Source organism: Pseudomonas sp. 1, from assembly GCF_056626735.1.
Genome location: NZ_JBWXMQ010000013.1, coordinates 149007 through 162155 on the forward strand (window position 1 = coordinate 149007; position 13149 = coordinate 162155).

10 protein-coding genes are annotated in these 13149 nt (G+C 58.8%); all 10 read left to right on the forward strand.

The window, feature by feature from the left end; all coding sequences use genetic code 11:
* Positions 1-46: 46 nt before the first annotated feature.
* A complete protein-coding gene (sdhC, locus tag AC1MDC_RS20175) occupies positions 47-421 on the forward strand; it encodes a succinate dehydrogenase, cytochrome b556 subunit (RefSeq protein ID WP_011333113.1) in 375 nt (124 codons plus the stop codon).
* A complete protein-coding gene (gene sdhD / locus AC1MDC_RS20180; protein WP_007977503.1) occupies positions 415-783 on the forward strand; it encodes a succinate dehydrogenase, hydrophobic membrane anchor protein in 369 nt (122 codons plus the stop codon). The genes sdhC and sdhD overlap by 7 nt, the downstream gene beginning before the upstream one ends.
* Positions 784-786: 3 nt before the next feature.
* Positions 787-2559, forward strand: a complete 1773-nt coding sequence (gene sdhA / locus AC1MDC_RS20185; RefSeq protein WP_085682949.1) for a succinate dehydrogenase flavoprotein subunit — start codon at positions 787-789, stop codon at positions 2557-2559.
* An 11-nt stretch (positions 2560-2570) separates the two neighbouring features.
* A complete protein-coding gene (locus tag AC1MDC_RS20190; RefSeq protein ID WP_065260469.1) occupies positions 2571-3275 on the forward strand; it encodes a succinate dehydrogenase iron-sulfur subunit in 705 nt (234 codons plus the stop codon).
* Positions 3276-3528: 253 nt separating this feature from the next.
* The gene (locus AC1MDC_RS20195) at positions 3529-6360 is read left to right on the forward strand and encodes a 2-oxoglutarate dehydrogenase E1 component (protein ID WP_480393550.1); all 2832 of its coding nucleotides are present in this window, start codon (positions 3529-3531) and stop codon (positions 6358-6360) included.
* A 42-nt stretch (positions 6361-6402) separates the two neighbouring features.
* Positions 6403-7629, forward strand: a complete 1227-nt coding sequence (gene odhB, locus AC1MDC_RS20200; RefSeq protein ID WP_085699372.1) for a 2-oxoglutarate dehydrogenase complex dihydrolipoyllysine-residue succinyltransferase — start codon at positions 6403-6405, stop codon at positions 7627-7629.
* A 97-nt stretch (positions 7630-7726) separates the two neighbouring features.
* The gene (lpdA, locus tag AC1MDC_RS20205; RefSeq protein WP_480393551.1) at positions 7727-9163 is read left to right on the forward strand and encodes a dihydrolipoyl dehydrogenase; all 1437 of its coding nucleotides are present in this window, start codon (positions 7727-7729) and stop codon (positions 9161-9163) included.
* A 201-nt stretch (positions 9164-9364) separates the two neighbouring features.
* A complete protein-coding gene (gene sucC / locus AC1MDC_RS20210) occupies positions 9365-10531 on the forward strand; it encodes an ADP-forming succinate--CoA ligase subunit beta (RefSeq protein WP_007959029.1) in 1167 nt (388 codons plus the stop codon).
* A complete protein-coding gene (gene sucD, locus AC1MDC_RS20215) occupies positions 10531-11415 on the forward strand; it encodes a succinate--CoA ligase subunit alpha (protein WP_011333119.1) in 885 nt (294 codons plus the stop codon). Before sucC ends, sucD begins: the two co-directional genes overlap by 1 nt.
* A gap of 329 nt (positions 11416-11744) precedes the next feature.
* On the forward strand, positions 11745-13058 hold the full coding sequence (gene brnQ / locus AC1MDC_RS20220) for a branched-chain amino acid transport system II carrier protein (RefSeq protein WP_085699370.1): 1314 nt from the start codon (positions 11745-11747) through the stop codon (positions 13056-13058).
* The last annotated feature ends 91 nt before the right edge of the window (positions 13059-13149 follow it).

Consider the following 13149-nt stretch of genomic DNA (forward strand, 5'->3'; position numbering starts at 1 on the left):
AACTTTGCCCTGATTGTTAGGGGCTCTTCAGTGTGAAAAAAAAGCCGTGAAAAGCCAACGACCTGTAAACCTAGACCTAAGGACCATCAAACTCCCCATCACCGGCGTTACGTCGTTTCTTCACCGTGTTTCCGGCATCATCCTCTTCCTAGGCCTCGGCATCATGCTTTATGCATTGGGCAAATCCCTGGGTTCCGAGGAAGGTTATGTCGAGGTGAAGGCATGCTTGACCAGCCCGCTGGCCAAGTTCGTAGCATGGGGCCTCCTGTCCGCTCTTCTGTATCACCTGGTTGCCGGTGTGCGCCACTTGATCATGGACATGGGCATCGGTGAGACGCTGGAAGGCGGCCGCCTGGGCTCGAAACTGATCATCGCCGTTTCCGTGGTGCTGATCGTTCTGGCAGGAGTTTGGATATGGTAACCAGCGTTACAAACCTTTCGCGTTCGGGCCTCTATGACTGGATGGCACAACGTGTGTCTGCGGTCGTTCTCGCGGCTTATTTCATTTTCCTGATCGGCTACCTCGCCGCGAACCCGGGCATTGGCTACGACCAATGGCACGGCCTGTTCGCCCACAACGGAATGCGTATCTTCAGTCTGCTGGCACTGGTTGCCCTGGGCGCTCACGCCTGGGTCGGCATGTGGACCATCGCGACCGACTACCTGACGCCAATGGCGCTGGGCAAGTCCGCGACTGCAGTACGTTTCCTTTTCCAGGCAGTATGCGGCGTCGCGATGTTCGCTTACTTCGTCTGGGGTGTGCAGATTCTCTGGGGTATCTGATTCATGGCTAACATTCCAACGATTTCTTTCGACGCCATCATTATTGGTGGCGGCGGTGCCGGCATGCGCGCTGCGCTGCAACTGGCACAGGGTGGTCACAAGACTGCCGTGATCACCAAGGTTTTCCCGACCCGCTCGCACACTGTGTCCGCACAGGGCGGCATCACCTGCGCCATCGCATCGGCCGATCCGAACGATGACTGGCGCTGGCACATGTACGATACCGTCAAGGGTTCCGACTACATCGGTGACCAGGACGCTATCGAATACATGTGTCAGGAAGGCCCGGCTGCCGTTTTCGAGCTGGACCACATGGGTCTGCCGTTCTCGCGTACCGAAACCGGCCGTATCTACCAGCGTCCATTCGGCGGTCAGTCGAAGGATTACGGCAAGGGCGGGCAGGCTGCCCGTACCTGCGCCGCTTCCGACCGTACCGGTCACGCGCTGCTGCACACTCTTTATCAGGGCAACCTGAAAGCCGGTACCACGTTCCTGAACGAGTACTACGCAGTCGACCTGGTGAAAAACCAGGAAGGCGAATTCGTCGGTGTGATCGCAATCTGCATCGAAACCGGCGAAACCACCTACATCCGCGCCAAAGCCACCGTACTGGCTACCGGCGGTGCAGGTCGTATCTATGCCTCCACCACCAACGCCCTGATCAACACCGGTGACGGCGTCGGCATGGCTCTGCGTGCCGGCGTGCCGGTACAAGACATCGAAATGTGGCAGTTCCACCCGACCGGCATCGCCGGCGCCGGTGTACTGGTTACCGAAGGTTGCCGTGGTGAAGGTGGTTACCTGATCAACAAGCACGGCGAGCGTTTCATGGAGCGTTATGCTCCGAACGCCAAAGACCTTGCCGGTCGTGACGTGGTTGCGCGTTCGATGGTTAAAGAAATCATCGCCGGCAATGGTTGCGGTCCGAATGGCGACCACGTAATGCTCAAACTCGACCACCTGGGCGAGGAAGTGCTGCACAGCCGTCTGCCAGGCATCTGCGAACTGTCGAAGACTTTCGCACACGTTGATCCGGTGGTTGCTCCGGTTCCGGTTGTTCCGACTTGCCACTACATGATGGGCGGCGTTGCCACCAACATTCACGGCCAGGCGATCACTCAGGACGCCGAAGGCGTGGATCAGATCATTCCTGGTCTGTTCGCAGTCGGTGAAGTGGCTTGCGTATCGGTTCACGGTGCCAACCGTCTGGGCGGCAACTCGCTGCTCGACCTGGTGGTATTCGGCCGCGCTGCCGGCCTGCACCTGGAGAAGGCGCTGACCGACGGCATCGAATATGACGACGCTACCGAAGCCGACATCGAAGCTGCCCTGGCGCGTCTGAACGCCCTGAACAACCGTACCGACGGCGAAGACGTCGCTACCCTGCGTCGCGAGCTGCAAAGCTGCATGCAGAACTACTTCGGTGTATTCCGTACCGGCGAATACATGCAGAAGGGTATTGCCCAGCTGGCAGATCTGCGCAAGCGCATTGCCAACGTGAAGATCAACGATAAGTCGCAGGCGTTCAACACTGCACGTATCGAAGCGCTGGAACTGCAAAACCTGCTGGAAGTGGCTGAAGCTACCGCCATCGCTGCCGAAGTACGTAAAGAGTCCCGTGGTGCTCACGCCCGTGAAGACTTCGAAGACCGTGACGACGAAAACTGGCTGTGCCACACCCTGTACTTCCCGGGTGAGAAACGTGTCGCCAAGCGTGCCGTGAACTTCTCGCCGAAGACTGTTCCGACTTTCGAACCTAAAGTCCGGACTTATTAAGGGTGACCGCCATGTTGAAAGTCAGTGTTTATCGTTACAACCCTGATCAGGACGCTGCGCCGTTCATGCAGGAATTCCAGGTCGATACCGGTGGTAAAGACCTGATGGTGCTGGACGTGCTGGCCCTCATCAAGGAACAGGACGAAGGTTTCTCCTATCGTCGCTCCTGCCGTGAAGGCGTCTGCGGCTCCGACGGCATGAACATCAACGGCAAGAACGGCCTGGCGTGCATCACGCCGCTGTCCGCTGTCGTGAAAGGTAACAAGCTGGTCATTCGTCCGCTGCCAGGTTTGCCGGTTATCCGTGACCTGGTTGTCGATATGAGCATCTTCTACAAGCAATACGAGAAGGTTAAGCCATTCCTGCAGAACGACACGCCGGCTCCGGCCATCGAGCGTCTGCAGTCCCCTGAAGAGCGTGAGAAGCTCGACGGTCTGTACGAGTGCATCCTGTGCGCTTGCTGCTCGACCTCTTGCCCGTCCTTCTGGTGGAACCCGGACAAGTTCCTGGGTCCGGCTGCCCTGCTGCAAGCGTACCGCTTCCTGGCAGACAGCCGTGACACCAAGACGTCCGAGCGTCTGGCGTCCCTCGATGACCCGTTCAGCGTCTTCCGCTGCCGGGGCATCATGAACTGCGTCAACGTATGTCCGAAAGGCCTGAACCCGACTAAGGCCATCGGTCACATCCGTAACATGTTGCTTTCGAGCGGCGTGTGATTCAGCTGCTGTAACCGCTGTACCCGAAGAAGGCTTAGGCGCGGGCTTCAACCCGCGCCATGGCTATAACCAGAGCAGCAGCCATAAGCTGCGGCTCTTATTTTGAAGAAATGAGACAAGCAGGGGCATCCGGGCTGGTACCCGGACTATCAGTGTGATCCTAAGTGGCTTGTTTTGGTCGCTGCATTCGGACTTCTGCAAGCTTGCTCGGTGTCGACACCGGTGGTGTTCCCCTAACCGAGGGTGACCAAGCATGCAAGAAAGCGTGATGCAGCGCATGTGGAACAGCGCCTACCTTTCCGGAGGTAACGCTGCCTATGTGGAAGAGCTTTATGAGCTCTACCTGCACGACCCTAACGCTGTGCCAGAAGAGTGGCGCAACTACTTCCAGAAGTTGCCTGCCGACGGCAACTCCTCCACCGATGTTTCGCACTCCACGATTCGCGATCATTTCGTGCTGCTGGCAAAGAACCAGCGCCGCGCCCAGCCGGTTTCCGCCGGTAGCGTGAGCACTGAGCACGAGAAGAAGCAAGTTGAAGTGCTGCGATTGATCCAGGCCTACCGTATGCGTGGCCACCAGGCAGCCCAGCTTGACCCGCTGGGGCTGTGGCAGCGTCCTGCACCTGCAGACCTGTCGATCAATCACTACGGCTTGACCAATGCCGATCTTGATACGACCTTCCGTGCCGGCGACCTGTTCATCGGCAAAGAGGAAGCGAGCCTACGCGAAATTCACGAAGCGTTGCAGCAGACATATTGCCGCACCATCGGCGCTGAATTTACGCACATCACCGATTCCGAGCAGCGCCAGTGGTTCCAGCAGCGTCTGGAAAGCGTACGTGGCCGTCCGGAATACTCCGCCGACATCAAGAGCCACCTGCTCGAGCGTGTGACGGCCGGTGAAGGTCTGGAAAAATACCTGGGTACCAAATACCCGGGCACCAAGCGTTTCGGTCTGGAAGGCGGCGAAAGCCTGATTCCGATGCTCGACGAACTGATCCAGCGTTCCGGTTCCTACGGCACCAAGGAAGTCGTCATCGGCATGGCCCACCGTGGCCGTCTGAACGTGCTGGTCAACACCTTCGGCAAGAACCCGCGCGAGCTGTTCGATGAGTTCGAAGGCAAGAAGAAGGTCGAGCTGGGTTCCGGTGACGTTAAATACCACCAGGGCTTCTCGTCCAACGTAATGACCACCGGCGGTGAAGTTCACCTGGCCATGGCGTTCAACCCGTCCCACCTGGAAATCGTTTCCCCGGTGGTCGAGGGTTCGGTTCGCGCCCGTCAGGATCGTCGCAACGACCCTACCGGTGAGAAGGTTCTGCCGATCTCCATCCACGGTGACGCGGCATTCGCCGGTCAGGGCGTGGTGATGGAAACCTTCCAGATGTCGCAGACCCGCGGTTTCAAGACCGGCGGTACCGTGCACATCGTGATCAACAACCAGGTTGGTTTCACCATCAGCAACCCGCTGGACTCGCGCTCCACCGAGTACGCGACCGACGTTGCGAAAATGATCCAGGCGCCGATCCTCCATGTGAATGGTGATGATCCGGAAGCCGTATTGTTCGTGACCCAGCTGGCCATCGACTACCGCATGCAGTTCAAGCGTGACGTGGTGATCGACCTGGTCTGCTACCGTCGTCGCGGCCACAACGAGGCCGACGAGCCAAGCGGCACCCAGCCTCTGATGTATCAGCAGATCACCAAGCAGCGCACCACCCGTGAGCTGTACGCTGATCGTCTGACCCAGGCCGGTGTATTGGATGCAGAGCGTGTTCAGGCGAAAGTCGACGAATACCGCAACGCGCTGGACAACGGTCTGCACGTGGTGAAGTCGCTGGTCAAGGAGCCGAACAAAGAGCTGTTCGTGGACTGGCGTCCGTATCTGGGCCACACCTGGACTGCGCGTCACGACACACGCTTCGATCTGAAGACCCTGCAGGAACTGTCTGCCAAGCTGCTGGAAATTCCGGAAGGCTTCGTGGTTCAGCGTCAGGTCGCGAAGATCTACGAAGACCGTCAGAAGATGCAAGCCGGCGGCCTGCCGATCAACTGGGGTTATGCCGAAACCATGGCGTACGCGACCCTGGCGTTCGAAGGTCACCCGATCCGCATGACCGGTCAGGACATCGGCCGCGGTACGTTCTCGCACCGTCACGCTGTGCTGCACAACCAGAAAGATGCCGGTACATACGTGCCGTTGAAGCATCTGTTCGAAGGTCAGCCGCGTTTCGAACTGTACGACTCGTTCCTGTCGGAAGAAGCCGTACTGGCGTTCGAATACGGTTACTCGACCACCACGCCGAACGCGCTGGTGATCTGGGAAGCCCAGTTCGGCGACTTCGCCAACGGTGCGCAGGTCGTGATCGACCAGTTCATCACCAGCGGTGAACACAAGTGGGGCCGTCTCTGCGGTCTGACCATGTTGCTGCCACACGGTTATGAAGGTCAGGGCCCTGAGCACAGCTCGGCGCGTCTTGAGCGTTACCTGCAGTTGTGCGCCGAGCACAACATTCAGGTGTGCATGCCGACCACCCCGGCCCAGATCTACCACTTGCTGCGTCGTCAGGTGATTCGCCCGCTGCGCAAGCCATTGGTCGTTCTGACTCCAAAGTCGCTGCTGCGCCACAAACTGGCCATCTCGACCCTGGAAGATCTGGCCGAAGGTTCGTTCCAGACCGTTATCCCGGAAATCGATGCCCTGGACCCGCAAAAGGTCGAGCGCGTTGTTCTGTGCAGCGGCAAGGTCTACTACGACCTGCTGGAAAAACGTCGTGCCGAAGGCCGCGAAGATATCGCCATCGTGCGTATCGAGCAGCTGTATCCGTTCCCTGAGGACGACTTGAAAGAAGTCCTGGCTCCTTACACCAATGCCAAAGCGGCCGTGTGGTGTCAGGAAGAGCCGATGAACCAGGGCGCCTGGTACTGCAGTCAGCACCACCTGCGTCGCAGCATCAGCAACCTCAACAAATCTCTCGTACTCGAGTACGCGGGCCGTGAGGCTTCTGCTGCACCAGCATGTGGTTACGCATCGATGCACGCCGAGCAGCAGGAACAACTGCTGCAAGACGCGTTTACCGTTTAACGCCTTCGCGCACCTGAAACCGAATTTAAGGAACCACAGATAATGGCTATCGAGATCAAAGCCCCCACTTTCCCGGAATCGGTTGCCGATGGCACCGTTGCCACCTGGCACAAACAACCGGGCGACGCCGTCAAGCGTGACGAACTGATCGTCGACATCGAAACCGACAAAGTCGTACTGGAAGTGCTGGCTACCGCCGACGGCGTGCTGGGCGCAATCGTCAAGGGCGAGGGCGAAACCGTCCTGTCCGACGAAGTTCTGGGCTCCATCGTTGAAGGCGGCGCTGCTGCCGCCGCTCCGGCTGCCGCTGCTGCTCCGGCCGCTGCTGCCGCTACCGCTGCTCCGGCCGCCGATGGCGAAGACGACCCGATCGCTGCTCCTGCCGCGCGCAAGCTGGCTGAAGAGAACGGCATCAACATCGCTTCCGTTGCCGGCACCGGCAAGGGCGGTCGCGTGACCAAGGAAGACGTGGTTGCAGCCGTTGCTGCCAAGAAAGCCGCTCCGGCTGCCGCGCCTGCCAAGGCTGCTGCTCCGGCCGCCGCCGCTCCTGTGTTCGCCGCTGGCGACCGCATCGAGAAGCGCGTTCCGATGACCCGCGTGCGTGCCACCGTTGCCAAGCGTCTGGTTGAAGCTCAATCGAACATGGCGATGCTGACCACTTTCAACGAAGTCGACATGACCGAAGTCATGGCCCTGCGTTCGAAGTACAAGGACCTGTTCGAGAAGTCCCACAACGGCGTACGCCTGGGCTTCATGTCGTTCTTCGTGAAGGCTGCCACCGAAGCGCTGAAGCGCTTCCCGGCGGTCAACGCCTCGATCGATGGCAACGACATCGTTTACCACGGTTATGCCGACATCGGCGTTGCTGTTTCCAGCGACCGTGGCCTGGTAGTTCCGGTTCTGCGTAACGCCGAACACATGAGCCTGGCTGAAATCGAAGGCGGCATCGCCACCTTCGGCAAGAAAGCCCGTGACGGCAAACTGTCGATGGACGAAATGACCGGCGGTACTTTCACCATCACCAACGGTGGTACCTTCGGTTCGATGATGTCGACCCCGATCGTCAACCCACCGCAGGCAGCGATTCTGGGCATGCACAACATCATCCAGCGTCCGATGGCCATCAACGGTCAGGTCGTGATCCGTCCGATGATGTACCTGGCACTGTCCTACGATCACCGTCTGATCGATGGCAAAGAAGCTGTAACCTTCCTGGTGACCATCAAGAACCTGCTGGAAGATCCGGCTCGTCTGTTGCTGGATATCTGATAGAAGCAGTCGCGCGCTGCAAGCTTCAAGCTGCGGGAAAACGCAGCCTGGCTTGCAGCGCGCGGCTTGAAGCTTTTCGCTAAAGAGGATTTTTTGAATGTCGCAGAAATTTGACGTAGTAGTGATCGGTGCTGGCCCTGGCGGCTACGTGGCAGCTATCAAGGCCGCGCAACTCGGCCTGAGCACTGCCTGCATCGAGAAGTACACCGATGCTGAAGGCAAGCAAGCCCTGGGCGGCACCTGCCTGAACGTAGGCTGCATTCCTTCCAAGGCGCTGCTGGACAGCTCCTGGAAATACAAGGAAGCGAAAGAAAGCTTCAACGTCCACGGTATCTCGACCGGCGAAGTCAAAATGGACGTCGCTGCGATGGTTGGCCGCAAGGCCGGCATCGTCAAGAACCTGACCGGCGGCGTTGCCACCCTGTTCAAGGCCAACGGCGTTACTTCGATCCAGGGCCACGGCAAGCTGCTGGCTGGCAAGAAAGTCGAAGTCACCAAGCCGGACGGCTCGGTTGAAGTCATTGAAGCCGAAAACGTCATCCTGGCTCCAGGTTCGCGTCCGATCGACATTCCACCGGCTCCGGTCGATCAGAAAGTCATCGTTGATTCGACTGGCGCTCTGGAATTCCAAACCGTACCGAAGCGTCTGGGCGTGATCGGCGCTGGCGTGATCGGTCTGGAACTGGGTTCGGTCTGGTCGCGTCTGGGTGCAGAAGTGACTGTCCTGGAAGCGCTGGACACCTTCCTGATGGCAGCGGACACCGCTGTTTCCAAGGAAGCGCTGAAAACCCTGACCAAACAGGGTCTGGACATCAAGCTGGGCGCTCGCGTGACCGGTTCCAAAGTGAACGGCGACGAAGTCGTTGTGAACTACACCGATTCCAACGGCGAACAGACCATCACTTTCGACAAGCTGATCGTAGCCGTCGGTCGTCGTCCGGTGACCACTGATCTGCTGGCTGCCGACAGCGGTGTGACCCTGGACGAGCGCGGTTTCGTGCACGTTGACGATCACTGCGCTACCACCGTACCGGGCGTTTACGCCATCGGTGACGTGGTTCGCGGCATGATGCTGGCGCACAAGGCCTCGGAAGAGGGCATCATGGTTGTCGAGCGCATCAAGGGCCACAAGGCCCAGATGAACTATGACCTGATCCCTTCGGTTATTTATACTCACCCGGAAATCGCATGGGTCGGTAAAACCGAGCAGGCCTTGAAAGCTGAAGGCGTTGAAGTTAACGTCGGCACCTTCCCGTTCGCAGCATCCGGCCGTGCCATGGCCGCCAACGATACCGGTGGTTTCGTCAAGGTCATCGCCGATGCCAAGACTGACCGCGTATTGGGCGTGCACGTGATTGGCCCGAGCGCTGCAGAACTGGTTCAGCAGGGCGCGATCGGTATGGAATTCGGCACCAGCGCTGAAGACCTGGGCATGATGGTTTTCTCCCATCCGACCCTGTCTGAAGCCTTGCACGAAGCAGCTTTGGCAGTGAATGGTGGCGCCATCCACATTGCCAACCGCAAGAAGCGTTAAGACACACAATAAGAAACCACGGCGGTACGGCCCGTCGTGAGCCTTGCGTGCAAGACTCACCGCGGAATGTCCGCTGGACGCAGCCTTGCGTAGCTGCACCGGGTATCCGGAAACGCTACGCAAGCAGCAGTCACAGGTGGCGCGGCACTCATAAAGAGCGCAGCGCCGAATGCGCAGTACCTAACGAAGACGGTAAAAAGCATGAATCTTCACGAGTATCAGGGTAAGCAGCTGTTCGCTGAATACGGCCTGCCAGTTTCCACTGGTTTCGCAGTAGACACCCCGGAAGCAGCAGCAGAAGCTTGCGACAAAATCGGCGGCAACGAGTGGGTTGTCAAAGCCCAGGTTCACGCCGGTGGTCGCGGTAAAGCGGGCGGCGTCAAGCTGGTTCGCAGCAAAGAAGACGCCAAAGCCTTCGCACAGCAGTGGCTGGGCAAGCGTCTGGTGACTTACCAGACTGACGCCAACGGCCAGCCAGTCACCAAGATCCTGGTTGAATCGTGCACTGATATCGCTAAAGAGCTGTACCTGGGCGCTGTCGTTGACCGTTCGAGCCGTCGCATCGTGTTCATGGCTTCCACCGAAGGTGGCGTGGACATCGAGAAAATCGCTCACGACACTCCAGAAAAAATTCTGAAAGCCACTATCGATCCACTGGTTGGCGCTCAGCCATTCCAGGGTCGCGAGCTGGCATTCCAGCTGGGTCTGGAAGGCAAGCAGGTTGCTCAGTTCGCCAAGATCTTCGTAGGTCTGGCCAAGCTGTTCAAGGATCACGACCTGGCTCTGCTGGAAGTGAACCCGCTGGTGATCAAGGCTGACGGCGATCTGCACTGCCTGGACGCCAAGATCAACATCGACGCCAACGCAATGTACCGTCAGCCTAAGCTGAAGACTTTCCACGATCCGTCGCAGGACGATCCGCGCGAAGCGCACGCTGCCAAGTTCGAACTGAACTACGTAGCGCTGGAAGGCAACATCGGCTGCATGGTGAACGGTGCCGGCCTGGCCATGGGTACCATGGACATCGTCAACCTGCACGGCGGCAAGCCAGCCAACTTCCTCGACGTAGGTGGTGGTGCTACCAAAGAACGCGTAACCGAAGCTTTCAAAATCATTCTGTCCGACAGCAATGTCGCTGCAGTACTGGTTAACATCTTCGGCGGCATCGTTCGTTGCGACATGATTGCCGAAGGCATCATCGGTGCAGTGAAAGAAGTCGGCGTGAAAATCCCGGTTGTTGTTCGTCTTGAAGGCAACAACGCTGAACTGGGCGCTAAAGTACTGGCAGAAAGCGGTTTGAACATCATCGCTGCTACCAGCCTGACCGACGCTGCTCAACAAGTCGTTAAAGCTGCGGAGGGCAAGTAATGAGCGTCCTGATCAATAAAGACACCAAAGTAATCTGCCAGGGCTTCACCGGTGCGCAGGGTACTTTCCACTCCGAACAAGCCATTGCCTACGGCACCAAAATGGTTGGCGGCGTGACGCCAGGCAAAGGTGGCACCACTCACCTGAACCTGCCTGTGTTCAACACCGTGAAAGAAGCTGTAGAAGCCACTGGCGCCACCGCCAGCGTGATCTACGTTCCGGCTCCTTTCTGCAAGGACTCGATCCTGGAAGCGGCGTTCGGCGGCATCAAGCTGATCGTCTGCATCACCGAAGGCATTCCTACCCTGGACATGCTGGACGCCAAAGTTAAGTGCGACGAGCTGGGTGTTACCCTGATCGGCCCTAACTGCCCAGGCGTGATCACTCCTGGCGAATGCAAGATCGGCATCATGCCAGGTCACATTCACTTGCCAGGCAAGGTCGGTATCGTTTCCCGTTCCGGCACCCTGACCTACGAAGCTGTCAAGCAGACTACTGACGCCGGTTTCGGTCAGTCGACTTGCGTCGGCATCGGTGGTGACCCGATTCCGGGTTCGAACTTCATCGACATCCTGAAGCTGTTCCAGGAAGACCCGAAGACCGAAGCGATCGTAATGATCGGCGAGATCGGCGGTTCGGCTGAAGAAGAAGCGGCTGCCTACATCAAGGCCAACGTGACCAAGCCGGTTGTTTCCTACATCGCTGGTGTGACTGCTCCTCCGGGCAAGCGCATGGGCCATGCTGGCGCAATCATCTCCGGCGGCAAAGGCACTGCAGACGAGAAATTCGCTGCTCTGCAAGACGCTGGCGTGAAAACCGTGCGTTCGCTGGCAGACATCGGCAAGGCCCTGGCCGAGCTGACTGGCTGGGAAGTGAAGAAGTAAGCTTCGGCTGACTCCTCTGCTCCAGCAACAAAGGCCACCCTCGGGTGGCCTTTGTCGTTTCTGGCGTTCGGGTAGGCGATGGCAATTTATAAGCACTCACCCAATAACATGCAAAAACGCGACACGGAAACGTCGCGTATCGGATAGTTCGCCCTCTAACAGTGCGTTTGTCAGGCAAATTCGTTAGGCTAGCAGCCATTTTTGCGTCTGCCGCCCACAAGGCATGCAACGCGCTAAACGGGTCAGTCTTATACGGATTGACAGCATTTCCCTAACCCCACAGGGAAATCCCCCTCTAAATTCCGATTCAGTAGTGTGGTATTTCCTTAATGAAAGTTTTGAAAGGTCAGGACATCCTGGCACTTGGCTTTATGACATTCGCCCTGTTCGTCGGGGCCGGCAACATCATTTTCCCGCCTATCGTCGGTTTGCAGTCCGGGCCCAACGTCTGGATAGCGGCGCTGGGCTTCCTGATCACGGCGGTCGGTTTGCCCGTGGTCACCGTGGTCGCACTGGCCAAGGTCGGTGGCGCAATGGACGCTCTGAGCAGCCCGATCGGCAAGATCGCCGGCGGCGTACTGGCAGCCGCTTGCTATCTGGCGGTCGGCCCGTTGTTCGCCACCCCGCGTACCGCGACCGTTTCCTTTGAAGTAGGCCTGGCGCCGCTGACCGGAGAGAGCCCACTGGCGCTGTTCCTCTACAGTTCGGTGTACTTCCTGCTGGTGTTCTTCATTTCGCTCTACCCTGGACGTCTGCTGGATACCGTCGGTCGCTTCCTCGCGCCGCTGAAGATCATCGCCCTGGCCGTCCTCGGCATCGCTGCGTTCGCACTGCCTGCCGGTGACATCGGCGTGGCGACTCCGGAATACGTTGCGGCACCTTTCTCCCAAGGGTTCATCAATGGTTACCTGACCATGGATACCCTCGGCGCGCTGGTGTTCGGCATCGTCATCGTCAACGCGATCCGCTCCCGTGGCGTCGAATCGCCGGTGCTGATCACCCGTTACGCGATCATTGCCGGGCTGATTGCCGGTGTCGGTCTGGCGCTGGTGTATGTCAGCCTGTTTCGTCTGGGTTCCGGCAGCCATGAAGTGGCGGCGGGCGCGACCAACGGCGCCGCGGTGCTGCATGCGTATGTGCAACACACCTTCGGTTCGCTGGGCAGTGGCTTCCTCGCCGTGCTGATTTCCCTGGCGTGCCTGGTGACCGCGGTTGGCCTGACCTGCGCCTGTGCCGAATACTTCAGCCGCGTACTGCCGCTGTCGTACAAGACCCTGGTAATCATCCTCGCGGCGTTCTCGCTGCTGGTGTCCAACCTGGGTCTGACCAAGCTGATCGCGTTCTCGATCCCGGTACTGACCGCGATCTACCCGCCGTGCATCGTGCTGGTGGCCCTGAGTTTCTGCGCTGCGTTCTGGCATGAGCAGAGCCGCATCATGGGCCCGGTGATGCTGGTGTCGTTCGTGTTCGGCACCATCGATGCGTTGAAAGGCGCCGGTCTGGCGGACTGGATGCCATCGCAACTGGCCCACCTGCCGCTGAGCGAGCAAGGTCTGGCGTGGCTGGTGCCGTGCGTGATGACCCTGGCAGTTGCCGTGGTGTGCGACCGCCTGCTGGGCAAGCGCGCCGAAGCACTCGCCTAAGATTGCCGGGCCGCCACAAGCGGTCGCCGAGCGATTAAACAGAAATGCCCCGTATCAATCGATACGGGGCATTTTTTATGGGCTTCAGGCA